General features: G+C 63.5%; 23 protein-coding genes, 1 tRNA gene and 1 pseudogene. 17 read left to right on the top strand and 8 right to left on the bottom strand.

Annotated features, from left to right (window positions below; genetic code table 11):
- Nucleotides 1–108: 108 nt before the first annotated feature.
- The 10 genes from I6F16_RS29195 to I6F16_RS29150 all read left to right on the top strand — a co-directional run bounded on the left by I6F16_RS29195 (nucleotide 109) and on the right by I6F16_RS29150 (nucleotide 11,652).
- Nucleotides 109–1,353 carry an MFS transporter gene (locus tag I6F16_RS29195; RefSeq protein ID WP_275970744.1) on the top strand — a complete coding sequence of 415 codons (1,245 nt, stop codon included), beginning with the start codon at nucleotides 109–111 and terminating at the stop codon, nucleotides 1,351–1,353.
- A gap of 236 nt (nucleotides 1,354–1,589) precedes the next feature.
- Nucleotides 1,590–2,420 carry an outer membrane beta-barrel protein gene (locus I6F16_RS29190; RefSeq protein WP_036009511.1) on the top strand — a complete coding sequence of 277 codons (831 nt, stop codon included), beginning with the start codon at nucleotides 1,590–1,592 and terminating at the stop codon, nucleotides 2,418–2,420.
- Between the two features lie 166 nt (nucleotides 2,421–2,586).
- On the top strand, nucleotides 2,587–3,474 hold the full coding sequence (locus I6F16_RS29185) for an outer membrane beta-barrel protein (RefSeq protein ID WP_225114091.1): 888 nt from the start codon (nucleotides 2,587–2,589) through the stop codon (nucleotides 3,472–3,474).
- Between the two features lie 70 nt (nucleotides 3,475–3,544).
- Nucleotides 3,545–4,135, top strand: a complete 591-nt coding sequence (locus tag I6F16_RS29180) for a glutathione S-transferase family protein (protein WP_225114090.1) — start codon at nucleotides 3,545–3,547, stop codon at nucleotides 4,133–4,135.
- Between the two features lie 18 nt (nucleotides 4,136–4,153).
- Nucleotides 4,154–4,618 carry a GNAT family N-acetyltransferase gene (locus tag I6F16_RS29175; RefSeq protein WP_225114089.1) on the top strand — a complete coding sequence of 155 codons (465 nt, stop codon included), beginning with the start codon at nucleotides 4,154–4,156 and terminating at the stop codon, nucleotides 4,616–4,618.
- A 155-nt stretch (nucleotides 4,619–4,773) separates the two neighbouring features.
- Entirely contained in the window at nucleotides 4,774–4,980 is a 207-nt protein-coding gene (locus tag I6F16_RS29170; protein ID WP_036009515.1) for a hypothetical protein, read from the top strand.
- Between the two features lie 79 nt (nucleotides 4,981–5,059).
- On the top strand, nucleotides 5,060–6,232 hold the full coding sequence (locus I6F16_RS29165; protein WP_225114088.1) for a phosphoserine transaminase: 1,173 nt from the start codon (nucleotides 5,060–5,062) through the stop codon (nucleotides 6,230–6,232).
- A 123-nt stretch (nucleotides 6,233–6,355) separates the two neighbouring features.
- Nucleotides 6,356–7,945: a phosphoglycerate dehydrogenase gene (gene serA, locus I6F16_RS29160; RefSeq protein WP_036030940.1), complete on the top strand. Its 1,590-nt coding sequence runs from the start codon at nucleotides 6,356–6,358 to the stop codon at nucleotides 7,943–7,945.
- Between the two features lie 355 nt (nucleotides 7,946–8,300).
- Entirely contained in the window at nucleotides 8,301–9,473 is a 1,173-nt protein-coding gene (locus I6F16_RS29155) for an acetyl-CoA C-acyltransferase (RefSeq protein WP_057027707.1), read from the top strand.
- A gap of 205 nt (nucleotides 9,474–9,678) precedes the next feature.
- On the top strand, nucleotides 9,679–11,652 hold the full coding sequence (locus tag I6F16_RS29150) for a methyl-accepting chemotaxis protein (protein WP_036030946.1): 1,974 nt from the start codon (nucleotides 9,679–9,681) through the stop codon (nucleotides 11,650–11,652).
- Nucleotides 11,653–11,784: 132 nt separating this feature from the next.
- Here I6F16_RS29150 and I6F16_RS29145 read toward each other — a convergent pair whose 3' ends face one another.
- Nucleotides 11,785–15,093: a PAS domain S-box protein gene (locus tag I6F16_RS29145; protein ID WP_225174211.1), complete on the bottom strand. Its 3,309-nt coding sequence runs from the start codon at nucleotides 15,091–15,093 to the stop codon at nucleotides 11,785–11,787.
- Between the two features lie 707 nt (nucleotides 15,094–15,800).
- Between I6F16_RS29145 and I6F16_RS29140 the strand changes: the two genes are divergently transcribed.
- Together I6F16_RS29140 and I6F16_RS29135 are read left to right on the top strand one after the other, a co-directional pair.
- Nucleotides 15,801–16,235, top strand: coding sequence for a phasin (locus tag I6F16_RS29140; protein ID WP_225174210.1), 435 nt, complete (start codon nucleotides 15,801–15,803; stop codon nucleotides 16,233–16,235).
- Between the two features lie 344 nt (nucleotides 16,236–16,579).
- Nucleotides 16,580–16,656 (top strand) — tRNA-His (locus tag I6F16_RS29135).
- A 130-nt stretch (nucleotides 16,657–16,786) separates the two neighbouring features.
- Here the strand turns inward: I6F16_RS29135 and I6F16_RS29130 are convergent.
- Nucleotides 16,787–17,095 carry a hypothetical protein gene (locus tag I6F16_RS29130; RefSeq protein ID WP_225174209.1) on the bottom strand — a complete coding sequence of 103 codons (309 nt, stop codon included), beginning with the start codon at nucleotides 17,093–17,095 and terminating at the stop codon, nucleotides 16,787–16,789.
- Nucleotides 17,096–17,264: 169 nt separating this feature from the next.
- Here I6F16_RS29130 and I6F16_RS29125 point away from each other — a divergent pair, with 169 nt between their 5' ends.
- The 3 genes from I6F16_RS29125 to I6F16_RS29115 all read left to right on the top strand — a co-directional run bounded on the left by I6F16_RS29125 (nucleotide 17,265) and on the right by I6F16_RS29115 (nucleotide 19,859).
- Nucleotides 17,265–17,945 carry a hypothetical protein gene (locus I6F16_RS29125; RefSeq protein WP_225174208.1) on the top strand — a complete coding sequence of 227 codons (681 nt, stop codon included), beginning with the start codon at nucleotides 17,265–17,267 and terminating at the stop codon, nucleotides 17,943–17,945.
- Between the two features lie 273 nt (nucleotides 17,946–18,218).
- Nucleotides 18,219–19,274: a hypothetical protein gene (locus I6F16_RS29120; RefSeq protein WP_225174207.1), complete on the top strand. Its 1,056-nt coding sequence runs from the start codon at nucleotides 18,219–18,221 to the stop codon at nucleotides 19,272–19,274.
- Nucleotides 19,275–19,283: 9 nt separating this feature from the next.
- Complete coding sequence (locus I6F16_RS29115) at nucleotides 19,284–19,859, top strand: hypothetical protein (RefSeq protein ID WP_225174206.1); 576 nt, start codon at nucleotides 19,284–19,286, stop codon at nucleotides 19,857–19,859.
- Here I6F16_RS29115 and I6F16_RS29110 read toward each other — a convergent pair.
- Complete coding sequence (locus I6F16_RS29110) at nucleotides 19,856–20,263, bottom strand: hypothetical protein (RefSeq protein ID WP_225174205.1); 408 nt, start codon at nucleotides 20,261–20,263, stop codon at nucleotides 19,856–19,858. The genes I6F16_RS29115 and I6F16_RS29110 overlap by 4 nt on opposite strands.
- A gap of 135 nt (nucleotides 20,264–20,398) precedes the next feature.
- On the opposite strand from I6F16_RS29110, the gene I6F16_RS29105 reads away from it, so the two are divergent.
- A complete protein-coding gene (locus I6F16_RS29105; protein WP_225174204.1) occupies nucleotides 20,399–21,004 on the top strand; it encodes a hypothetical protein in 606 nt (201 codons plus the stop codon).
- A gap of 219 nt (nucleotides 21,005–21,223) precedes the next feature.
- Here the strand turns inward: I6F16_RS29105 and I6F16_RS29100 are convergent, their stop codons facing one another.
- Nucleotides 21,224–21,427, bottom strand: a complete 204-nt coding sequence (locus I6F16_RS29100) for a hypothetical protein (protein WP_225174203.1) — start codon at nucleotides 21,425–21,427, stop codon at nucleotides 21,224–21,226.
- 23 nt (nucleotides 21,428–21,450) lie between these two features.
- Between I6F16_RS29100 and I6F16_RS38245 the strand changes: the two are divergent.
- Nucleotides 21,451–21,947, top strand: a pseudogene (locus I6F16_RS38245) (DinB family protein).
- Nucleotides 21,948–21,979: 32 nt separating this feature from the next.
- Here the strand turns inward: I6F16_RS38245 and I6F16_RS29090 are convergent.
- From I6F16_RS29090 to I6F16_RS29075, 4 genes are all read right to left on the bottom strand, one after another.
- The gene (locus I6F16_RS29090) at nucleotides 21,980–22,384 is read right to left on the bottom strand and encodes a nuclear transport factor 2 family protein (protein WP_036009529.1); all 405 of its coding nucleotides are present in this window, start codon (nucleotides 22,382–22,384) and stop codon (nucleotides 21,980–21,982) included.
- 298 nt (nucleotides 22,385–22,682) lie between these two features.
- Nucleotides 22,683–22,829, bottom strand: a complete 147-nt coding sequence (locus I6F16_RS29085; protein WP_157784037.1) for a hypothetical protein — start codon at nucleotides 22,827–22,829, stop codon at nucleotides 22,683–22,685.
- 159 nt (nucleotides 22,830–22,988) lie between these two features.
- Nucleotides 22,989–23,912, bottom strand: coding sequence for a CoA ester lyase (locus I6F16_RS29080; RefSeq protein WP_225174202.1), 924 nt, complete (start codon nucleotides 23,910–23,912; stop codon nucleotides 22,989–22,991).
- Nucleotides 23,913–23,914: 2 nt separating this feature from the next.
- Nucleotides 23,915–25,081, bottom strand: coding sequence for a CaiB/BaiF CoA-transferase family protein (locus tag I6F16_RS29075; RefSeq protein ID WP_225174201.1), 1,167 nt, complete (start codon nucleotides 25,079–25,081; stop codon nucleotides 23,915–23,917).
- Nucleotides 25,082–25,211 lie beyond the last annotated feature (130 nt).

Below are 25,211 nucleotides of genomic sequence, written 5' to 3'. Positions count from 1 at the left end.
GGGGAGAGGTAAGAGGCGCATCCCAGCCATTTGCGATTGACGCTGGTCCCACCGTCGCTTGCGTCGTAATCAGCACCTCGCGGCAATCTGCCGCGCCGGATTGCCGCCTTGAACAAGCCTGTCGTCGTCTCAGAGGAAACGCTGACCGAGCCCGTCGTCGTCGCCGAATTGGCGCCTGCCGCCGCCAAGGGGCCGGCCTATATCGTGCTCGCCGGCATCAGCGTCTCGCACTTCCTCAACGACACCATGCAGTCGCTAATCGCCTCGGTGTACCCGATCCTGAAGGACGCCTACGCGCTCGACTTCGCGCAGATCGGCATGATCACGCTGGCATTCCAGTTCACGGCCTCGCTGCTGCAGCCGGTGGTCGGGCACTACACCGACAAGAAGGCGCAGCCCTATTCGCTCGCGGTCGGCATGGCCTCGACCTTCTTCGGCCTGCTGCTGCTTAGCGTCGCGCACCAATATCTCGTCATCCTCGTCGCCGCCGCGCTGGTCGGCCTCGGCTCGGCGGTGTTTCACCCGGAATCGGCGCGCATCGCGCGGCTCGCCTCGGGCGGACGCTACGGCTTTGCGCAATCGGTGTTCCAGCTCGGCGGCAGCTTCGGCACCTCGATGGGGCCGGTGCTCGCCGCGTTGATCGTGGTGCCGTTCGGGCAGGGCAGCATCGCCTGGTTCTCCTCGATCGCGTTTCTCGCCATCCTGATTCTCTGGCGCATCGGGCGCTGGTACGCGCCGCAGATCGCGACGAAGAAAGCGGCGCCCGTCCACACTCAGCCGGGAGGGCCGAGCTCGCGCCGTGTCGCGGTAGCGCTCGCAGTGCTCGTCGTGCTGTTGTTCTCCAAGCAGCTCTACGTTTCGAGCCTGTCGAGCTATTACATCTTCTACCTGATCGACCGTTTCGGCGTGTCGACGCAGGCAGCCCAGATCTATCTCTTCGTCTTTCTCGCGGCGAACGCCGTGGGTGCGTTTCTCGGCGGTCCGCTGGGCGACCGCTTCGGCCGCAAGATCGTGATCTGGATCTCGATCCTCGGCGCGCTGCCGTTCACGCTGGCGCTGCCCTATGCCGGGCTCGTTGCGAGCGCGGTGCTCAGCGTCGCCATCGGCCTGATCATCTCCTCGACGACGTCGTCGATCATCGTGTTCGCGCAGGAGCTGGTGCCGCACCGCTTCGGCATGATCTCCGGCGTGTTCTTCGGCGTCGCCTTCGGCATCGGGGGCCTGGGCGCGGCCGTGCTCGGCAAGCTCGCCGACCACACCTCGATCGAGTTCGTCTACCAGGTCTGCGCCTGGCTGCCGGCGATCGGGCTGCTCGCGGTGTTCCTGCCCAAGCTGCCGCGAAACGCGCGTTAACGCATCCTCTCTTGCCGCGTTGCGGCTTCACACATCGTTAGGGAATGCGGCGCAGATGTCGCATTTGGCGCGGCATTTTTGCAACGCTCGCACGGCGCGCGCATGTAGGGTGAGAAAAAATCAACCTTAAAAATTAGGGTTAAGTGGCGCTTAAACATTTGCTGGCATCGTCCCCCGTGAGTTTCCAGAACGTGAGGCGCTCGTATTCAGCCTCACCGGCCATAAGGACGAAGCCAATGCGTAGCGTTAAGTCTCTCCTTGCCGCGGGTGCGGCAACCCTGATCTCGTCGATGGCGTTCGCCGCCGATATGCCGATCGCCGCCCCCCCTCCGATGTACGCGCCGCCGGCTCCGCCCGCCGACTTCGGCGGCTGGTATCTGCGCGGCGACATCGGCATGACCAACCAGAGCGCGAAGCGCATCGAGAGCGCCCTGCCGGCCGGGTACTCGAAGACGACGGAAGGCCTCGGCTTCGACTCCTCGCCGCTGTTCGGGCTCGGCGTCGGCTATCGCTTCAACAACTGGTTCCGCGCCGACGTCATCGGCCAGTACCGGGGCAAGGCCAATCTGCACGGTAGCGACAATGTCGTGGGACCCGGCTTCGTCGGCGTCAACAACTACAGCGGCAGCAAGTCCGAGTGGCTCGTGATGGCCAACGCCTATGTCGACCTCGGCACCTGGTGGTGCGTCACGCCGTTCATCGGCGCGGGCGTCGGCGGCTCCTACAACAAGCTCAGCGGCTTCCGCGACGACGGCGTGTCCTACAGCCCGCTGCTCAACAACAGCGTCGCCTACTTCGCCGACAACGGAAAGTGGAACCTCGCCTGGGCCGCTCACGCCGGTCTTGCCTACAAGGTCAACCCCGGCTTCACCGTCGAACTGGCCTACAGCTACATGAACCTCGGCGATGCCGCGCCCGGCAACTACCGTTTGTTCGACAACAGCGCTTCCGGCCCGACCTCGATCAAGGTCAGGGACATCACCTCGCACGACGTCAAGCTCGGCGTGCGCTGGGATCTCAACAGCCCGCCGGCCTACGTGCCGCCGCCGCTGGTCACCAAGGGCTGATCGCAACCTGATCGGTTAGGACTCCTTAACGGCGCGGGATCATCCCGCGCCGTTTTGCTTTGCGTATTTTTCATGTCGAGGTGCGGCGAAGGCGCCCGGCGCAACCATTGGTTAAGGTTAACAGGCGATGATCATCGCAACAGTTCGAGTCCGATGGAGCGTGGTGATGCGTAGGCTGGTGTTGGCAGCGGCGATGTTGGGGACGGTGTCTGCCGCGCAAGCGGCCGACATGCCGGACCTGCCCGTGCTGCGCGGCGGCTTCGCGGACGGTCTGTCGAAGACCTCCGTCAATTGGAATGGCTTCTATGTCGGCGGTCATGGCGGTTATACCGCAGATGCCACGGATTTCAGTCAGAGCGTGGTCGGACTGACCAACTACATCTTCCGCGACAGCGTACTCCAGGGGCCGACCTCGACGTGGTCGCTGCTGAACAAGACCAACACTCAAAGCACCAATTTCGGTGGCTTCGTCGGCCGCAACTGGCAATGGTATGATGCCGTTCTCAGTCTCGAGGGCACTTACAGCTACTTCAACGATATGGCGACATTGACGTCAGGAACCAACTCGCTCGTCATCGTCAACCCGCCTGGTGAGGTGCGGGCGCCCGGCGTCACCAACAACTATGCCGTCACGCTGACGGGTGCCGCGGCGGCACAGGTCAAAGACATGGTGACGCTCCGCGGCCGCGTGGGTTGGGACGGCGGCAGCTTCATGCCTTATGCCTTCATGGGCGCTGCCGTCGGGCGAATGGACGTGTCGCGCACCGTGACCAGCAGCGTCTCGATGCGACAGGACACGACGACGACGGATTTCTTCGGCAACACCACGACGACACTTGGAACGTGGGGCCCGGTTCCTGCGCAGTCGGGCACGCAAGGTCAGCACAGGACCAACACGTACGCAGTGGGTTGGATCGCCGGCCTCGGGCTCGAATACTGCGTTTGGGACGGCTTGTTCGCCCGCATCGAATACGAATATGTGAGATTCTCGCCCGTCATGAACACGCAGGTGACGTTGAACAACGCGCGCCTCGGCGTCGGCTACAAGTTCTGAGCCGTCCGCTTCCTGTTGACAGCTGCGCTTCGTCCTGATGCTCTCTCGTTCCGAAAGCGGGGCGGCAGCGATGAAGATCTACGGCGACAGCAATTCCGGCAATTGTCTCAAGGTGAAGTGGGTCTGCGACAAGCTCGCTGTGCCCTACCAGTGGATCGAGATCGACACCCGCAAGGGCGAGACGCGCACGCCGCAATTCCTGAAGATGAACGGCGCCGGCCAGGTGCCCACCGTTGCATTCGACGACGGCCGTACGCTGGCGCAGTCCAACGCCATCATCCGCTATGTCGCCCGCGACAGCGCGCTGGTTCCGCGCGACGCCTTCACGGCGGCCAAGATGGACGAATGGCTGTTCTGGGAGCAGTACAGCCACGAGCCCTATATCGCCGTGTGCCGCTTCCTCATGGTCTATCTCGGCAAGGATGCCTCCGAGCTCGATCCTGAAAAGGTCAAGCGCGGCCATGCGGCGCTAGACCGCATGGAGCAGCATCTCGCCGCCAGCCGCTTCTTCGCTGGCGACGAGGTGTCGCTAGCCGACGTGTCGCTGCTCGCCTATACGCGTGTTGCCCATGAAGGCGGGTTCGACCTCGGCCGCCATGCCTCCGTCCGCCGCTGGATCGGCGACGTCGAAGCGTTTCTCGGCCTTCCGCCGGCGCGCTGAGGTGCGGAGTCGCCTGACATGAATGCCGAAGCCGTCTCTATCCGTCCCGCGCGCCGCGAGGACGTCGCCGCGATCGTGGCGATGCTCGCCGACGATCATCTCGGCCGCGCGCGCGAGCGCGTGGAGGATCCGTTGCCGGCCGCCTATTACGACGCATTCGCGCGGATCGCGCGCGATCCGAATCTGACGCTGGTGGTTGCCGAGAGTGAGGGCAGGGTGGTCGGCTGCCTGCAGCTCGCGATCCTGCCGGGCCTGAGCTCGCAAGGCGGATCGCGCGGCCTGCTCGAGGATGTTCGCGTTGCCACTGATTGGCGCAGCCGCGGCATCGGCGAGCAATTGGTGCAATGGGCCGTGACGGAAGCAAAGGCGCGCGGCTGCAATCTGGTCGAGTTGCTCACGCATCAGACGCGCGTCGATGCGCAGCGCTTCTACAAGCGGCTCGGCTTCACGGCGAGTCACGTCGGCATGACTGTCCGCTTTTGAGGCAGCGCGAGCGCTGCGCAGCCGGCGAAAAGCGGGCTTTTCATTCGGTCGTGTTAAGAGCCGGTAAACTACCGCTCGGTCGTTCACATTGATGAAGGAACGAAGGGTGCTACGGGGGCATCTGACACCGGGCTCGCTCGGTTCGGGACATTTCGATGACAAGCTATTCGATGATCAAGGTCGGCAACGACTACGTCGTGCAGGCCAATGACAAATGCATTTTGAAGGTCGGAAGCCGCCGCAAGGCGGCGCAATTGATCAGCGATGCCACGGACTTGCTGAACGCGCTCACTGTTGTCGAATCCCCTGATATTGCACCGGAAGCGCCATCACTGGCGCGTGAGGCCCCGGAACTTCCTTGACGGACCTTCCCGATTCCCGTATCAGCCGCGGCGGGACACCTCCCCCCAACGGGAGGCTTACTATCTGGAAGGGTAGATCATGACTGTAGCGAAGCCCGCTTCGCGGCCGACCGTGCCGCATTTCTCCTCCGGCCCCTGCGCCAAGCGCCCCGGCTGGAACGCCCAAAATCTCAAGGACGCAGCTCTCGGCCGCTCGCATCGCGCGAAGATCGGCAAGGCCAAGCTCAAGCTCGCGATCGACCTGACGCGCGAAGTGCTCGAGGTCCCCGCCGATTACCGCATTGGCATCGTGCCGGCCTCCGATACCGGCGCGGTCGAGATGGCGCTGTGGTCGCTGCTTGGCGCACGGCCGGTCACCACGCTCGCCTGGGAATCCTTCGGCGAGGGCTGGGTCAGCGACATCGTCAAGGAATTGAAGCTCAAGGACGTCACCAAGCTCAATGCGGGCTACGGTGAGATCCCCGATCTGTCGAAGGTCGATCCCAAGAGCGACGTCGTCTTCACCTGGAACGGCACCACGTCGGGCGTGCGCGTTCCGAACGCGGACTGGATCAGCGCGAGCCGCGAAGGCCTGACCATCTGCGATGCGACCTCCGCCGCATTTGCGCAGCCGCTCGACTGGGCCAAGCTCGACGTCGTCACCTTCTCCTGGCAGAAGGCGCTCGGCGGCGAGGCCGCGCATGGCATGCTGATCCTGTCGCCCCGCGCGGTGGAGCGGCTCGAGACCTACAAGCCGGCCTGGCCGCTGCCGAAGATCTTCCGCATGACCAAGGGCGGCAAGCTCAACGAAGGCATCTTCGTCGGCGAGACCATCAACACGCCGTCGATGCTCTGCGTCGAGGATTATCTCGATGCGCTGAACTGGGCCAAGTCGATCGGCGGTCTCAAGGCGCTGATCGCGCGCGCCGACGCCAACACCAAGGTGCTGGCGGACTGGAAGGCGAAGACGCCCTGGATCGACTTCCTCGCCAAGGACGCATCGATCCGCTCCAACACCTCGGTGTGCCTGAAGTTCACCGATCCCGCGATCACCTCGCTCTCCGAGGACGCGCAGGCGGAGTTCAGCAAGAAGCTGGTGGCCCTCGTCGAGAAGGAAGGCGCGGGCTACGACTTCGCCTATTACCGCGACGCGCCGGCCGGCCTGCGCATCTGGTGCGGCGCCACGGTGGAAGCAAAGGACGTCGAGCTGCTGACGCAGTGGATCGACTGGGCCTTCGCCGAGACCAAGGCCACGCTCGCGAAGGCGGCGTAAGCAAACCTAATCCTCGTCATGGCCGGGCTTGACCCGGCCATCCATCAATCAAGAGAGATGGATCCGCGGGTCAAGACCGCGGATGACGTGCCGTAAATGCAGCACGCACAACGGATCATCCCCATGACCAAACCCAAAGTTCTCATTTCCGACGCGCTCTCGCCCGCTGCCGTGCAGATCTTTAGGGATCGCGGCGTCGAGGTCGACTTCCAGCCCAATCTCGGCAAGGACAAGGACAAGCTGGCCGAGATCATCGGCAATTACGACGGCCTTGCGATCCGCTCCGCGACCAAGGCGACCGCCAAGATCCTCGAGAAGGCGGCCAGGCTGAAGGTGATCGGCCGCGCCGGCATCGGCGTCGACAATGTCGAGATCCCGGCCGCGACGGCCAAGGGCATCATCGTGATGAACACGCCGTTCGGCAATTCGATCACGACCGCCGAGCACGCCATCACCCTGATGCTCGCGCTCGCCCGCGAGATCCCGCAGGCCGATGCCTCGACGCAGGCCGGCAAGTGGGAGAAGAACCGCTTCATGGGCGTGGAGATCACCGGCAAGGTGCTGGGCGTCGTCGGCTGCGGCAATATCGGCTCGATCGTCGCCGACCGCGCGCTCGGCCTGCGCATGAAGGTGATCGCGTTCGACCCGTTCCTGTCGCCGGAGCGCGCCAAGGACATCGGCGTCGAGAAGGTCGATCTCGACGATCTGCTCAGGCGCGCCGACTTCATCACGCTGCACACGCCGCTGACCGAGAAGACCAAGAACATCATCGACGCGGCCGCGATCGCCAAGATGAAGAAGGGCGTGCGCCTGATCAATTGCGCCCGCGGCGGTCTCGTCGACGAGCAGGCGGTGGTCGATGCGCTCAACGCCAAGCACATTGCCGGCGCCGCCTTCGACGTCTTCGTCGAGGAGCCCGCGACCAAGAGCGTGCTGTTCGGCCATCCCAACGTGATCTGCACGCCGCATCTCGGCGCCTCCACCACCGAGGCTCAGGAGAACGTCGCGCTGCAGGTTGCCGAGCAGATGTCGGATTACCTGCTCACCGGCGCGATCTCGAACGCGGTCAACTTCCCCTCGATCACGGCGGAAGAAGCGCCGAAGCTGAAACCGTTCATCGCGCTCGCCGAGAAGCTCGGCTCGTTCGCCGGCCAGCTCACCGAGAGCGGCATCCTCAAGGTCGAGATCACCTATGAGGGCCACGTCGCCGAGATGAAGATCAAGGCGATCACCTCCGCGGTGCTGTCGGGCCTGCTGCGGCCCATGCTGGGCGAGGTCAACGTCGTGTCCGCGCCGGTCGTCGCCAAGGAGCGCGGCATGGTGGTGGACGAGATCGTCCGCGCCGCGCAGAGCGATTATGAGAGCCTGATCACCGTCACGGTCACCACCGAGCGGCAGGAGCGGTCGGTCTCGGGCACCGTCTATGCAGACGGCAAGCCGCGCCTCGTCGACATCAAGGGCATCCGCGTCGACGCCGAGTTCGGCAAGTCGATGATCTACGTCACCAACGAGGACAAGCCGGGCTTCATCGGCAAGTTCGCGGGGCTTCTGGGCGACGCCAAGATCAACATCGCGACCTTCCATCTCGGCCGGGTCGCTCCGGGCAGCGATGCCATTGCGCTGGTCGAGGTCGACGGTGTGGTGCCGGCCGACGTGCTCGCCAAGGTGCAGGCCCTGCCGCAGGTCAAGCAGGCCAAGGCGCTGACGTTCTGAGCGGCTCCCACCGGCGTCATGGCCGGGCATAGCAGTCCGAAGGACGGCGTCGCTTCCGCTGGCCTATGACCCGGCCATCCACGTCTTGCCGCTCGGCGCGAAGAACGTGGATGCCCGGCCCTTCGCCGCGCCGAAGCGGCTTCGGCCGCGCAGGCGGGACAAGCCCGGGCATGACGTGTGGATAGAGCGGGCGCGCACGCCCCGGAATGACGATCATCATATCATATATTCCGACACGCGGAACAACGCCGTCTCCATCGCCGGAGGCGGCGTTTTCATTTTCCCCACCCCCAATCTTTGTGTACCAATGGCGTCAGGACGCTCCGTTCCAAATCGTTCGACAAGGGAGAAAACAATGCGTGAAGCCGTCATCGTTTCCTATGCGCGCACGGGCCTGGCGAAATCCGGCCGCGGCGGGTTCAACATCACGCCGCCGATGTCGCTCGCGGCCCACGCCATTCATCACGCGGTGGACCGCGCCGGCGTCGAGAAGGACTATGTCGAGGACTGCTATCTCGGCAATTGCGCCCATGGCGCACCGAACATCGGCCGCCAGGCCGCGCTGCTCGCGGGGCTGCCGAAGACCACCGCCGGCGTGTCGGTGAACCGCTTCTGCTCGTCGGGCCTGCAGACCATCGCGATGGCCGCGAACTCGATCCGCTCCGACGGCGCCGATTGCATCGTCGCCGGCGGCGTCGAGAGCATCTCGATTCCCGGCGGCGGCACGCCGAAGGAATCGGTCGATCCGGAACTGCTCAAGGTCGCCCCCGACATCTTCATGGCGATGATCGACACCGCCGACATCGTCGCCGAGCGCTACAAGCTCAGCCGTGAATATCAGGACGAGTTCTCGCTGGAATCGCAGCGCCGCATGGCCGCGGCCCAGCAGGCGAACAAGTTCAAGGACGAGATCGTCCCGATGAAGACCAAGATGAAGGTCGTCGACAAGCAGACCAAGGCCGAGTCGATCGTGGACTACACCGTCGATCGCGACGAATGCAATCGCCCCGAAACGACGATGGAAGGATTGGCAAAACTCGAGCCGGTGAAGGGCCCCGGCAAGTTCGTCACCGCCGGCAATGCCAGCCAGCTCTCCGACGGCGCCGCCGCCGTGGTGCTGATGGAAGCCAAGGACGCCGAGAAGCGCGGCCTCAAGCCGCTCGGCCGCTTCGTCGCCTGGGCCACCGCCGGCTGCGAGCCGGACGAGATGGGCATCGGCCCGGTGTTCGCGATCCCGAAGCTGCTCAAGCGCACCGGCCTCAAGATCGACGACATCGATCTGTGGGAGCTCAACGAGGCCTTCGCCAGCCAGTGCCTGTATTGCCGCGACCAGCTCGGCATCGATCCCGCCAAGTACAACGTCAACGGCGGCTCGATCGCGATCGGCCATCCCTTCGGCATGACCGGCGCCCGTCTCACCGGCCACCTCTTGCAGGAAGGCGCCCGCCGCAAGGCCAAGTGGGGCGTGGTGACGATGTGCATCGGCGGCGGCCAGGGCGGCGCCGGCCTATTCGAGATCTATAGCTGAGCCGATCCAACCACGGCTTGAACGTTGCAAACACGGCGCCGCTGGGCGCCGTGTTTCATTTTCTGGAACCTACTTGTGCACGCAACCGTGCACAGAAGCGAGCATTGTGACAAATACACGTATTCGTACGTGCCCGCAAATTAACGGAAGTTTTTACGCTTTATCGCCTCATCAAGCGTATCGATCACCAGCGGGTTCTCGTTAGATGCGGCTCCTCTCCCTGCGACTCACTCACAAGATCACCGCGATCGGCGTCATCGGCGTCATCGGCGTCGTCCTGATCGGCGGCATTCACCTCTACGGCGAGCGGAGGATGGGCGTCTATCGCGACGCGGCCGAGGATGCGCGCACCGTGTTCGAGCTGAACAACAGGATCGCGGTCGAGCTGCTCGAGGCGCGCCGCGCCGAGAAGGATTTTCTGCTGCGCAGCGATCCGGCCAGGGCGCAGCGACAGGTCGAGATCAGCCGGCAGGTGGCGCTCGACATCGAGACGCTCCGCGGCAAGATCGCAGCGCTCGGCCAGCCCGAGCTGGCTCACAAGATCGACGCGATGAATGCGTCGCTGAAGACCTATCAGGCCCGCTTCGCCGCGGTGGTGGAGGAACGGCAGCGGCTTGGCCTCGACGAGAAGTCCGGGCTCGAAGGCCGCCTGCGCGCTTCCGTCCACGGTATCGAGAGCCAGGTCGACCAGTTCCAGAATTCCGAGCTCAAGGTCATCATGCTGATGATGCGCCGGCATGAGAAGGATTTCATGCTGCGCCGGAACGCCAGATATGGCGAGGAGATGAAGAAGCGCGCGTCGGAGTTTGCCGCTGGCCTCGACGCGGCAGCCATTGCCGACGGCGCCAAGGCCGAGCTGCGCCAGAAGCTCGCCGACTATCAGCGCGACTTCTCCGCCTGGATGGAGACCGCGCTGAAGCTGGCGGCCGAATCGAAGGCGATGTCCGAGGCCTTCGCGTCGGTCGAGCCCGTGATCGAGCAGGTCTCGACATCGGTCGACCGCATCCGTGCCGATGCCGACCGTCTCAACGAGGCCGAGCGCACCAGCATCCAGTTCTGGATTGCGGTGGCGATCGCGCTGATTGCGACGAGCGTGCTCGGCCTCGGCATCTTCATCGGACGTTCGGTCTCGAGGCCTTTGACCGCGATGCGCGCGGCGATGATCGAGCTTGCCAACGGCAATTTCGCCATCGTTCTTCCCGGCCTCGGCCGGCCCGACGAGATCGGCGAGATCGCGCAAGCCGTCGAGACTTTCAAGATCAACGCCGAGCGGAAGGCGCAGGAGGAGGCCGAAGAGAAGATCAGGCAGGACAAGCTCGCCGCCGAGCGCCGCCGCGCCGACATGATCAGGATGGCGGACGATTTCGAAGGGGCGATCGGCGAGATCGTCGAGACCGTGTCGTCGGCGGCCAATGAGCTCGAGGCGTCGGCGACGTCGCTGACCACGACCGCCAGCCGCTCGACCGAGCTTGCCACGCTGGTCGAGGCGGCGTCCGAGGAAGCGGCGACCAACGTGCAGTCGGTGGCGTCCGCCGCCGAGGAGCTGACCGCCTCCGTGAACGAGATCAGCCGCCAGGTGCAGGCCTCCGCGCGCATGGCGGGCGAGGCCGTCACCCAGGCCGGGCAGACCAATGACCGCGTCAGCGAATTGTCCAAGGCGGCCGCGCGCATCGGCGACGTGGTCGAGCTCATCAACGCCATCGCCGGCCAGACCAATCTGCTCGCGCTGAACGCCACCATCGAGGCCGCGCGTGCGGGCGAGGCCGGACGCGGCTTTGCCGTGGTGGCCTCGGAAGTGAAGGCGCTGGCCGAGCAGACCGCGAAGGCGACCGGCGACATCGGTCAGCAGATCTCGAGCATCCAGGTCGCGACGCAGGATTCCGTCGGTGCGATCAAGACCATCGGCGGCACCATCGAGCGCCTGTCCGAAATCTCCTCCACCATCGCGGCCGCGGTGGAAGAGCAGGGCGCCGCGACCAGCGAGATCTCGCGCAACGTCCAAAGCGCCGCCGCCGGCACCACGCAGGTCAGCGCCAACATCTCCAGCGTGCGCCAGGGCGCGACCGAGACGGGATCCGCCTCCTCGCAGGTGCTGTCCGCGGCGCAATCGCTGTCGAACGACAGCAGCCGGCTGAAGATCGAGGTGAGCAGGTTTTTGGAGACGGTGCGGGCGGCGTGAGCCCCGCCGTCATTCCGGGGCGTCGCGAAGCGACGAGCCCGGAATCCATTGCACCACCATTGATGCGGATCGATGGATTCCGGGCTCGCGCCAAGAGGCGCGCCCCGGAATGACGCTTGAGCGTGCCGCGCCCTACGCCCCCGCCAGCGCTGGCGCGAGCACCACCTCGATCAGCGTGCCGTGGCCGGCGCTCTTGATGTTGAACCGGGCGCGGTTGGCTTCGACCAGCGCTTTGGTCAGCGACAGGCTCAGCGCCGAGCTGTCGGCGGCATCGCCCGGCGGCGGCGTGCGGAACGGCTCCATCGCGGCGGCGACTTCGCGCTCGGAAAGGCCATGGCCGGTGTCGCGGATGCGCAGCGCGATCTCGCCGCGATCGGTCAGCGCGGTCGAGACGATGACCTGGCCGCCGGCGCTGGCGAGCCGGATCGAGTTCGAGATCAGGTTCATGGTGATCTGCCGCATCGCGCGCGCATCGACGCTCACCTGCGGCAGCGCATGGGCGAGCGAGGTGCGGATGATGATGCGCTCGCGGTTGGCCTGCGGCTGCATCACCGTCACGCAGGCCTCGACCAAATCGTTCAGGTTCAAGTTCGCGAAATTCAGGTCGAGCTTGCCGGTCTCGATCCGCGACAGCTCCAGGAGGTCGTCGATGATGGCGATGACGCGCTCGCCGGAAGCGCGGATGTCCTTCATGTATTCGCCGTAGCGCTCGTTGCCGAGCGCGCCGAAGCGCTCGGAGATCATCACCTCGGCAAAGCCGATGATGGCGTTGAGCGGTGTGCGGATCTCGTGGCTGATCCGCGCCAGCATGTCGGCCTTGGCGTTGGCTGCGCCGTCGACGAGGCGGCGGGCCTTCGTCAATTCGCTCTCGCCCTTCTTCGCGTGCGAGAGATCGCGGAACACGGCGAAGAAGTTCGGCCCGTCGGGGCGGGTGCGCCCCATGATCATCGCAAGCGGAATGACGCCGCCCTTCTTCTCGCGGCCCAGCACCTCGCGGCCGTGATCGAGCAGGCTGGAGATGTCCTGGCTCTTCAGGCTTTCCAGATAATCCGCGACGATCTGCTGGCTCTCGGGGGCGAACAGCGTCAGCAAATTCTGCTGCAGCAGCGCCTCGCCGTCATAGCCGAACAGCGCCTCCGCGCTGCGGTTACAGGCGTGGATGTTGCCTTCGGCGTCGAACATCACGATGCCCTCGGCCGTGGTGTCGAGGATGGCGGCGAGATCCTCGGCATCGGCATCGCCGGCCGCGGGCTCCGCGTCCGCGGCGTCAGGCTCTGCGGCCACCACCGTCTCTGCGACGGCAGCCGCCGCGATCGGCGCCGCCTGCGGCAGCGCGCAGATCAGCGCATGCGCGCTGTCGCCGTCCCACTCGATCGTGTGTAGATGCGCTTCCGTCGCGGCCGGCGGCGTTTCGCTATTCGGCGCCGTCGCGCTGATCGTCACAGGCGTGCCGCCTTGCGTGGTGCTGCTGGCCGCCGACACGCCCGGCTCGACATAGAGCGCATCCAGCCCGCCGGCATGCTCCAGCGCGTTCAGGCCATCATAGCCGATGCGCGCGAGGAAGGCGGGATTGGCGTAGAGCAGGCGGTCGAGCCGATAGATCAGGATGCCGGTCGGCAACAGGTCGAGCAGTGTGCGGTCGCGCGCGCTCATCCCGCGCGGCGGCGGTGCCGGCTCGGTCAGCCATTCGGCGGCGGTCTGCGGCGGCTCCGGCTCCGGTGCTTCGGCGCTGACCTCCGCCACTGGTCCGGCCGCGTCGGTTGTGATGGTCTCGCGCTCGCGTTCGAGCCGCTCGGACAATTGCCGCGCGAGCTCGTTGAACGCGCTGTTCTCGACCGGCGTCAACGTCGGCGGCCGCGTATCGCCGGCGACGCGGAACGGCACGACATTGGGAGGCGTTTCCACGGGCGTGTCCAGTTCGGTTGGGTGTGAAGTCTCGCTTGTGGGCTCTGGCAGGTCGGGTTCGGCTTGCGGCTCAGGCTCGGATGGCGCGATCGGCGGTGCCTCTGCTTCGCCCTCCGCCTCAGCTTCCGCCGCCGCTTCAGGCTCGGGCTCCGCATCGAACGCGACGGCCTCAGTGGAGCGATCCTGTGCCGGCGGCTCGACCAGCAGCTCGAAGCGCCTGAGCGCCTCGAGCCGGTTGAGCGCGTCGAGATCGCGGCAGACGCCGAAGCCGCGGAAGCCGGCGAATTCACGGTTGCGGTCGTAGACCGGCAGGCCCGCGAGCTCGACCGGAATGTGCTCGCCGCCGTCGGCCGGCCAGTTCACTGTGATGCCGGCCCAGGTATCCTTGCTTTCGAGCGCCTTCGCCACGCGCCCCTCGGGATCGAGCGAGAATTCCTCGGCGATCTCGCGCCAGGGCCGGCCGAAGCCGGCGGCCGTGTGCGTGCCCATCAGGCGGATGAAGTCATCGGAGCCGAGCACAAAGCGGCCCTCTTCATCCATCTGCCAGAGGAAGCGCAGCGGATGCTGACGCGGTGCGGGCGGCTCTTGGTGGCTAGAAGAGTCCTGGCCCGAAGTCGGCTCGACCATGCCCGCATTGATCGGCGCGGGCTGCGGCGACACAATGGCTTGCGGCTGGTTTTCAACCGGAGTTTTGGCCGCCTCGAGGATGATCGGCGCGGGCGTCGGCGCAATCGTCTCGGCGGGCGGTTCGGCCGGTTCAGTGAAAGCGTCGAACAGCGCAATCGCAGACGGTGCCTCGTCTGGCGCAGGCTGTGCGTCCTCCGGCGCCGCGGCCGGAGGCTGCGCGGGCGTGACGTCGGGCGCGGCCTCGTGCGCCGCCGTGGAGGCGGCCGGCTCGATCAGCGCGACCAGGCCGATATCGGCGCCGCTGCCGACCCGCTGCAGCACCATCTGGCCGATGCCGATCGGCGCCGCGGCGCGGCCGGTTGCCAGCGCATCGCTGCGGGCGCGATCGAGGCCGGCCTCGAGCAGATCGCGGAAGCCGAGCAGGGGGCGCGCGGCCTCGCTCGCGCCGACGAACAGCCCGTCCGGCGCGAACGCCGCCATCGGCACCTTGGCGCCGGCGACCAGCCGATGCAGCCGCTCCACCAGCGGCATGGTGCGCAGCGTCGGGTCCATCGCGATGACCAGCACCGCATGGCCGCCATCGGCAAAGTCGAGCCGCGCGCAAGCACAGGTCATCAGCGCCCCTAACCGGGCGCCGAAGCCGCGCAGCCGCTGCAGCCGCATTGCGCCGTTCGCCGGCAGCTGGGGGGCGAGCCTGACGATTTGGCGGCGATGGCTCTCGGCGGGGCCGAACACCTTGTCCGCAAGGCCGGCGCTGTTGGCCGCGCCGAACAGTTTTGCGCCGACCGGATTGGCCCACAGCACGCGCGCGCCGTCGGTCGACCACAGCCAGACCGGCAGGGCAGAGGTCGCATGCACGGCCAGCCGCGGATCGCCCACCCCTCGCAACTGGAAATCCGAACGCGTCATCAGGCCGGCTGCATCTCACGCTTCACGAGTGGCGGCTGCCGGGAATGACAGCCTTAAGAAAGGGTTAGTATCGCCCGGAAGGCGCGACCAGGTCCACGGCCCAAAGCCCGCAAGCTCTTCCCAAGCGGCGATAACCTTAATCCTGCCAACCCCGCAAGCCGAGCCGATGTTGCATCCAAGGGATTCAAGGGGGCTTGCGAAGAGACGCAGGACTCGCGGCATCTCAGGTGCTCATCCTCCCCTGGAGGGTCCGGGACGAGCGTAGCTCGCCCGTGGATCGGTTCGCACGCAGCGAAGCGGAGAGCGAACCGAGGTGGGGTGACAGTCTCTCCCCACAGACGGTCCTCGAGTGGAGAGATCACCCCACCCCGGCTTGCATCGCTGACTCGTTGCGAGCCGACCCTCCCCCTGCAGGGGAGGGTAAGAGCGCGTGTGTTGCCGGGCGCATCCCACTACCTCAACCCCCGGTTCCCCCATACCGGAACCTCATCCTCCCCGAGATTAAATTTCGCATCGCACCCCTCTGCCGCGTTGCGATGCACAATGTTGACATGATAGGCAGCCATAATTCTGGCGCTGGGCGAGCCATCACCTTTGTTTCGCGTTTCCAGTCTTCGTACCCGCTCAATGCGCAGGGCCCATGGTCGGGGCCGGCGGGCGCGCCAGAAAGGCTCACTCCATTTTTTCAATTAGCGTGAGGGACCAACATGACAGGTGCGACTGATCCGTTTTCTGCCTCGATCATCCCGTTCGAGGTTCCCGAGCAGGTGCGTGCGTTCGCCGAGAAGGGCGCGGCGCAGGCCCGCGAGAACTACGCCAAGTTCAAGGACGCCGCCGAGACCCATAACGGCACCGTCGAGGCCGTGTTCACCTGCGCTTCCAAGGGCGCGAGCGAGTACACCGCCAAGCTGGTCGAGTTCATGAAGGCCAATTCGAGCGCCCAGCTCGACTTCGCCCAGCAGCTGTTCGGCGCCAAGTCGCCGACCGAAGCGATGGAGCTGTGGACCGGCCACGCCCGCAAGCAGCTCGAGACCTTCCAGGCCCAGGCCAAGGAGCTGGTCGAGCTCACCCAGCGCGTCGCCAATGAGACCGCCGAGCCGATCAAGGCCAGCGCCTCGAAGTACTATCCGTCCGCCGCCTGAGCGGAGCGGTTCGGTGTGAGATGCGAAACCCGGGCCGAGAGGCCCGGGTTTTTCTTTGCCTCTCCCGCGCGCGGGAGAGGCCGGCGCCAGGCGATGCGAAGCATCGCAGGGCGACGGGTGAGGGCTCTCTCCGCCCGGGGATTGCCGCCGCAAGCGGCAGAGGCCGCGCAACACGCCGATGCCCGCCACCGCGCCCGATTTCCCCGCACCGACGATGATTTCACCCGGTTTTTCACCCCATTGCGGCCTTGCCAAACCGGGCCGTTGCACCTAGTTTCCGCCCCGTCCAGCCCCCCTCAGGCATCAAGCCTTTTCAGGCAGCCCAAGGCGCGGCGCGCAAGGATGCAGTTGTAGCTCAGTTGGTTAGAGCGCCTGTCTGTGGAACAGGAGGTCGGTGGTTCGAGCCCACCCAACTGTACCAATGATTTCAGCCCCTTACATCGCTACTTCGAAATGACGAAATACGCTTAGCGGAGGCTATAGCGGAGATGGCTCATGACACGAAAAAGCCGCGTCACCAAAGATGACGCGGCTCGCGTTGTAGCTGAAGCTTAGCCCTCTAGGGAGCGCACCATTGCTCCATACTCTTTGAGAAACCAAATCATGGCGATCTCGGAGAGCAGCATTCGCCTGTCTGGTCGATCATTCAGCGCCTTGATGAAGTCAATAAAGGCGTCGAGGTTCGCCGTCCCCTCGTGATGCTCATTCTCGTCAATGGCTTCCTGAAGCCGGCGTCTGCTCTCGCAGCTCAGCACCGGTCGGCCTCGATACATCACACGATCGTAGATGGAGTGTGCTTCGGGATAGGTCGCACCTGCAATGAGCGGCAACGCTCTTTTTGCTCGCTTCCTATTTTTCATAGACTTGCTCCTTTGACTGCGAGAGGAGCCTCAGGAATTTGGGCCTCTTCAGAGTCATACTGAGTGGAAAGTTTATACGCGTTCTTGACGCTACCTCAGATTGGCTCGACACTGCCCCTCGCGGAACAAGTCATTGAATTGACATCGCAAAGAAAATTGTCACGAGTACGTGAAGGACGCTCGCGAGAAGGATGTTCGAGTTTTTCAAAACCGATGCGGGCAAAGTGGCGTTAGGCGGCTTAATCGCGCTTGGCGGTTAGCTCGCGGTGCCTGTGATCGCTGGATCAAGGAGGCCTGGTTCGCTGCAAGCAAGGATCGCAAGGAGGCTGAGTACCTCGCTATGCGTCTCGTGTTGATTTTCGATGGTTTAGTAAACGACTGCTACAACGCCGTGCACGATCCGCTTATGCCGGATCAAGAGGGCATCTCTCAAAGCACCGTGGCGAATCCAGAGCTGACGATGCCTGAAGGTGATTACAAGGCTCTGCCCCGGCCGTTAATGTACGAGGTGCTATCGATGCCCAACCGGCTAGATAGCATCAAGGAGGGCTTGGCATCAGCTTGGGAGTATAGCGGTCCTCCAGACTTTGATGAATTTTACGAGTGCCGCAAAGAGCACTGGTCGAGGCTTGGACTAAAGGCCTTAGCTGTCATCGACACGCTCTGCGAGACTTACAAAATCCCTCGTCCAGAGCGGCCGGAATATTATACGCCTTGGCAGTCCTTTCAGGATGAGGTGGCTTCGATTGCTAAAGCTCAAAGAGAGAGCGGCAAACGAAATCGAGAGATCGCCGAAGAGATGACGCGAGCTATGGAAAGCGGCGCAGCTTCCGATTTGCCTGAGAGATAAGGCCCATCAGCCTAATGCAAAAGGAAAAGCCCCCGTGCGCTACGGGGGCTTTTTTCGCCTTCAAGCGCGGCCGGCGCTCTCCGGGGTCCGGCAGTGACCCCTACAGCGGGCCGACCGAACGAGTTCGACAATGAACGAACTGGGGACTGGGTCAATGGCCCATCGGTCACAATCTCGTGATCGAAGATGTATCATCTCTAGATGAGACTAAACAAGCTTATCTTGCCTTAGTCTGATCGGGGTGGTAGTTTTAGTCAGATTGAGAGGTGGATCATGACCTATTCTGAAGATGGCGAGGATCGTGCGAAGAAGGAGCGCAGCCCGTCGTTTCCCTTTATTTCGCTGCCTAAGGCATTGGATCGCGCTCGCGCTGTCAGTGATGCCCATAGGCGCAATCCAGCTCGCTTGACTGTCGTCGGCGAGACTTGGGGATATGGCCCATCAAGTAGCGGATTACTTCAGACTGTGTCCGCTCTCAAAGCGTATGGCTTAATTGAAGATGTAGGGAGAGGGGCGGAGAGAAGAATTCAGTTAACTGATTTGGCTCAGAGAATTATTCACGACGCGCGGCCGGGTGCTAAGGAAGCTGCATTGAAGGAGGCTGCGCTCCGGCCGCGTCTATTCGCAGAATACGCTGATAAATGGCTGCCTGAGCGACCTAGTGATGGGCACTGCTTGAGCGAATTGCGCCTTGATCGGGGATTTACGGAAGCGGCTGCAAAGACATTCCTTAAGTCCTTCGACGAAACCGTTGCCTTTGCTGATCTCAAGGGAGGAGATGGTTTATCTGTATCGGAGATAAATGACGCAAATTCGTCGGTTGACGGTGGCGAGTCTGAAGTTCCGCCTCTGAACGCATTGGTGCGAGTCGGCCCCAGCCAGTACGCCACTGCTCCAAGCGGTCCGCAGTTTTCGCCGGGCCCGTCGGGGCCAAGTTTCCAGATGGCGGTGCCTCATCATGGGTCGGCGCGAGCTCAGGCTATACCTCCCGTACCGAGAGCTACCTTGCCGTTGCCGGAGGGAATTGCCGCGCTCGAAATTCCGCAAGGGCTGTCGCGCAAGAGCTTCGAAGCCCTCAAGGCTTGGGTGGATGTGATGGTCTCGCTAGCGGAGCGGTCAATCATCAAAAGATGGTACGTAGAATTGTACCGACCCAATTCGATCAAGGCGGACAGCGTTCACTTCGTGCCGAATTGGGAGGCGCTGAAGTCGTTTATCGCCGACAGCAAAGAGGCTATTCCAGGGGTGATAATTCGCGTCATTGCTCCCGAGGATGCAGAGCAGCACGAACTAGCCGAACTTCGAGAGATGGGTGCTCGCACTTTTTAAGAGGCTGGCATGGTCACGATCAACAGCAGCTTCATGGGTAATTTCAAGCTTGGCGACAATATCTGCTTCAATCTGGCAATACTGAAGACGCTTTACGACCTTCGTGCTGCAGGAAGTCATTTGCAGAGAAGGCATCTGCGAAAGCCAATCATCATCACGAACATCTCAATAATCGAAGCTATTCTTTATGACCTTCACTTGCGCGTGCAGACTTTCACAAGCGAGGGGGTCGCAAATTTTCAGATGGCAGTGATCGAATATATTCGAGGCAAGAAGATTGACGAACTTGAAAAGTACATCGCGAGTGCAAAGAAGCACGATATTTTCGAACAAGGAGACAGCAATTTTTATGATGCATTAGACGATTTGCGGAAGCTGAGGAACCGTGTCCACATTCAAAATACCAAACGGCATTTTGAGCCTGACGATGTCACAGCTTTTAGCGAAGCGCGCCTGACGCTTTCTGAGCAAGCCCTCGAACACGTCATGCGAACGATGGCACGAAAGTATCCGAGGCCGCAGCATAACTTCGTTGCTGACTTCGTTTTGCCTTGGGAGCCTCACTATGCCGATGTGCCGCTTTAGCTATTCCAGTTCGGCCAGCACCCATCTTCCTCATGGCGGCCGGTGCGAATGGTGCAAGTCTGGTCAAGCAAGCGCTGGCCAACATTTTTCCAGATCGCGTCGGCTCCGAAGTAGCGGATGGCTTCCGCCTTCTGCATCTCCACGATGCGAGAGCAGCGCGAGCATTCGAGGCGGAGCATATGGCGCTGGATATCGGCGAGGCGGCATTGCTGGATCGGCACCTTGGGCTTTCCGGCCGCGCGCGGGTCGTCCAGCAGCGATTGCCAAAGGGCATCTGGGATCTGGTCAGAGGGGGCCGGGTCGGGCGCCGACGTCCTCCGCTGCTGCGGCCTAGCGCGCTCGGCCAGCTCGTCAATTTGCTTTCTTGAATACATCCGCCAGCCTGCCATCCGCTCTTTGCCCATGGCAGATATTAGAACATAACAAGAACAAAGAGTCGAGCCGCTAGAGCTGGGAGCGCTTTCTCCACGGGCCACAAGAGATCCTCAAAAGCGACATGAAGCTCTGGCTAGTCCGGTCCCCGATTTGGAGTTGCCCCAATGTTTGAAGAGCTTCTCAACGAAACAGATTATCGCTGGCCTAAGAAGGGCGACCGACTCTTGAAGCCCTCCGGGCCTATCGAGGGAGTTTATTTTGCCGAAGATAGGTATTCCAGAGAGGCCTTCCTTTGGACCGGCTATATGCTGGCCGGAGAGAAGCTCGTCGAGGCCTGCCTCCAAGATCATGATCAGCGGCATTATCTGATCTACCCGATCTTGTTTAATTACCGACACGGGATCGAAATCGCGATGAAGTGGACGCTCAATCGATATGGCCGCTTCGCCTCCATCAATGAGTACGACAAGAACCACCGACTCGCCGACCTCTGGAAGGCGGTAAAGATCGTCATGGCCGAGGTCGGTGGGGACACCGATCAAGAGGCAGATAATGCGGTCGAAAGCGTCATCCGCGAGCTTGACCGAATTGATCCCGGCTCATTCGCGTTCCGCTATGCCGAAACAAAGGGCGGGGCAGATATCAAGCTGCCGCCTTATGCTATCGATCTTGCGAACATGCGCGATGTTATGAAGGGTGTCGATCACTTCTTCAATGGTTTGGACGGGCTTCTGGATGCGAACTCGTCCTCGGGCTACTTCGATCGCTAGTGGACCGATAAGAAATGCGAGCCGCCGCCTGACGCCGGACAATAAGCAGCGGCTCGCTCTGCCTGCCACGCCAAGGCGCGAAAGGAAACCTTTTGGCTGCAGGCTGTCGGGGGTTCTTCATGAACATGGTCACTCCACCGACTTGACCATGGCTCAGAGCTGACCGATCCCGCTCCGAGCGACCACCTCCCGAGAGAGCGGCAATCGGGAGGCTATTCCCTAAGCTGCTTTGACGCGCTCCGGCTTCGGCTTCTTGGCGCGCGCTATTGCGATGCCGAGTACCGCGCGCGGGTCCGCATCCAGCCGGCGAGCGATGGCTGCCCCTTGCTCTTCGGCGAGTTCTATCAGCGCCTCCTCGTCGCGCTCGCGAGCGAGCAGCTCCGCCTCCAGCTCCAGCAGCTTGGCCGCGCGGTCAGCCAACATCGCCAATCTTGGAGCTCGAGAAAATGATCTCAGCCGACTATTGCCGGCTTATGGCCCGCTACAACACTTGGCAGAACGCCTCTTTGGTAGCTGCCGCCGACCGGCTGACCCACGAGGATCGCTGGAAGGATCGGGGGGCGTTCTTCCAGTCGATTGCAGCTACGTTGAACCATCTTTATTGGGCTGATGCCTTGATACTGGAGCGGCTGAAGGGAACGCGCGTCCGGAGGAAACCATCAAGCACTCCCTCGCAAATCCCTCGGATTGGGAGGCCTTCAAGGCGCTCCGCTTGCAACGGAACGAGGAAATCGAAGCGTGGTCAGCGCGATTGCGCGACGCAGACCTGAACGGGATGCTTGTTTGGTATCCAGGAGACGGTTCAACTCGGATCGAGAAGCCAAAGACGCTGGTTGCTGTTCAACTCTTCAATCACCAAACCCACCACCGAGGTCAGGTCCACGCGATGTTGACGGCAGCGGGCGCAGACCCGGAGCCGACTGACATTCATCTTCTGGCCTAGCGCGAGGGCGCTTCAATCCATCTCAGCGTCCGTCAGGAAATCATCGCCTTGACCTGCGCCGTATCCGCGAACTCGATCAACTCGACGATCTTGCCGTCCTGAAATCTGAACAGGTCCAGGATCTCGGTGCTGACCGCCTTTCCGGTCGGACGATATCGAACGTCGACGCGGGAATGGATGGCGATCCTATCTCCGTCAACCAGCTCAGCCAGGATCTCGCGGCCTTCGAAACCGAAGTCTTCGATCAATTTGCTGAAGGCACCACGCAGGCTTGGGTGTCCCTCCACGCTTCCCGTCAATTCGAGTGCATTCTTGTCCCCCATCAAGGTGAACAGACCCTTGGGATCAAAAGCGGCGACCAGACCCTCGGCATCATCATTGTCGCGTGCGGCATAGGCGCGCCGGACCACTGCGAGCATTTCTTCGCGTTGTGCCATATTCCCCTCCCTGAACGTATCAGGAGAGACTAGCGACCTTCGCGTGCAAAGGCAAAATCATCTGGAAGTGGCACGGCCCCCGGCGCGGCGGAGCAGATGGTACATTTTCGTTCCCCGCGTCTGACAGAAAATGGCGAGATGTACCGGCGAACCTTTCAGGCTCCCGCCTGTTTGTAGCAGCGGCAGGACAGACAACGCTGAGGAGCTGAGCCATGAACGGTATCATCTATATCATCGGGCTGGTCGTCGTGATTGGTGCGGTGCTCTCGTTCCTGGGTCTGCGCTGATCGAGGCAATGCTATCCGAGGCCGCGCGGCGTCGCCCGCTTGCCTTGGTCGTGGCTTGGACGCGACCGCGCGAGAACCAGCAACGCCACCACGAGCGCCACCGCCGCGCGCGGCGTGCCCAGCGCCTCGCCCTTCGAGACGACAGCGGAGCCTGTCATCGGGCCACGCTTCGCGCGGACCCGGTGGCGGTCTCCTCAGGGTGAGGATCAGCGGCAGCGGTGCCCGCGAAACTGCTGCCACGCAGTCCGTCCTCATCCTGAGGGCCCGCGAAGCGGGCGTCTCGAAGGATGCGCCGCAGGCATCTCAGCCTCCGAGCGCTACGACCCCAACCCAATGATCCTCCGCGCCATGCGCACATTGGCATAGTCGATCATCTTGCCGTCCAGCGTCACCGCGCCCTGGCCCTGCGCCTCGGCTTGCTCCATGGCCTCGACCACCCGCCGCGCCTGGGCCAGCTCCTCGGCCGACGGCGTGAACGCCCGCAGCGTCGGCTCGATCTGGTCGGGGTGGATCACCTGCTTGCCGTCAAAGCCCATCGCAGCGGCCTTTTGCGCGCTGGCCTCGGTCAGCCCAGCATCGCGGAATGCGCCGCAGGGGCCGTCGATCGCGCGCAGGCCGCACGCGCGAGCGGCGACCAGCAGGCGCATCATCGGATAGGCGAACAGGTCGAGCGGGGCGGACGCGTAGCCGCTTTGCGCTGATCCGACATGGCGGTAGCCATCCGGCGAGATGCCGATGTCGGAGGTGCGGGCGCCGAGCGAGGCTGCGAGGTCGCCGACACCGAGATGCAGCGCGGCCACGCTGTCGTTGCACGCGGCGAGCGCGTCGACATTGACGAGACCGAGCGCGGTCTCGATCAGCAGCTCGAGCGTAACAGGCGCGGCGCGATCCGGCGCGGCCGCGTGCAGCTGATCGGCGATGGCAACGATGTCACTCACCCGCTCCGCCTTCGGCACGATCAAAGCATCCAGCCGGGGCAGGGCCGCCAAGCTGCGGATCTCCTCTGCGATGAACGGGCTGTCGACGGCATTGAGCCTGACCGCGACGTGCTTGCTGCCCCAGTCGAGCGAGGACAGCGCGCGGGCGGCTTCCGTCAGCGCAACGCCCTTCTCCGCGGGCGGCACGGCGTCTTCGAGATCCATGAACACCGCGTCCGCCGATGATGCCGCCGCCTTGGCGACGACACGGGCGCGATGCGCGGGAACGGCGAGATAAGCCCGCGTCGGGCGCTGCGAGGCCATTCTCACGTTCCCTTAACGAGGCCGAGTTCGCCGAGGATCGACGCGTTGTGCTCGCCCACATCAGGCACCGGATCCATCCGCGGCGTCACGTCGGGAATGGTGAGTGCGGGCAGGAAGCTCATCACCGGCCCGCAGGGCGATCCCACGCTCTGCACCCGGTCTCGCGCATGCAGCTGCTCATGTTGCAGGAAAGCCTCGACCGAGTTCAGGTGCGCGTTGGCAATCGCGGCTTCGTCCAGCAGCCGCAGCACTTCCTCGCTGGTCATCAATGCAAAGCGCTGCTCGATATGCGCCTGCAGCTCGTCGCGGTTCTGCATGCGCAGCGGATTGGTGCGGAAGCGCGGGTCGTCGGCAAGGTCGGCATCATCAAGCACGATGCGGCACAGCGAGCGCCATTCCCGATCGTTCTGGATGCCGAAAAAGATCGTGTTGCCGTCGCCGACGCGGAACGGGCCGTAAGGCGCGATCGTCGCGTGCTTGGCACCGGTGCGCGGCAGCGGCCGGCCGGTACTCATCGTGTAGAAGGCGGGATAGCTCATCCAGTCCGTGATGGAATCGAACAGCGAGGCCTGGAACGCCGTGCCCTTGCCGGTCCGTTCGCGCCGATATAGCGCCATCAGCACGCCGTTCAGGATGTACATGCCGGTGGCGATATCGACGACGGATAGCCCCACCTTGGCCGGCTCCGCCTCGGTGCCGTTGATGGCGAGCACGCCGGCCTCGCACTGCACCAAGAGATCATAGGCCTTCTTGTCGCTGTAGGGGCCATCAGTGCCATAGCCGGAGACGTCGCAGGCGATCAGGCGCGGATATTTGCGCAGCAGCGATGCGGCATCGAGGCCGAGCCGCTCCGCCGCGCCCGGCGCGAGATTCTGGATGAACACGTCGGTGCGCGGCAGCAGGGCGTCGAGCACCTTGCGGCCCTCGGGGCTCTTGATGTCGATCGCAAAGCTTTCCTTGGAACGGTTGGTCCAGACGAACTGGCTCGACATGCCATTCATCACGTGATCGTAGTCGCGGCAGAAATCGCCGCTGCCCGGCCGCTCGATCTTGATCACCCGCGCGCCCCAATCGGCGAGGTGCCGGCTCGCCAGCGGCGCCGCGATCGCCTGCTCCAGCGAAACCACCGTCACACCCGACAGCGGCAGCTCCGCTTCATTCCCCGTCATGTCATTGTCCTCCTCGTGTGCGCTTTTCGACCAGCGCAGGAGACAGGCCGGCCACCCCACGCGCATCTTCTTGAGGGTGACATGATGCCCCTGTTTTGCCCGACAAGTCAAATTTGGCTTCGAAAAATCC

This window comes from Bradyrhizobium sp. IC4060 (genome assembly GCF_020193715.1).
GTDB lineage: Bacteria > Pseudomonadota > Alphaproteobacteria > Rhizobiales > Xanthobacteraceae > Bradyrhizobium > Bradyrhizobium yuanmingense.
Note: the sequence above shows the minus strand (reverse complement) of the source record. Positions and strands in the feature narration are given on the sequence as shown.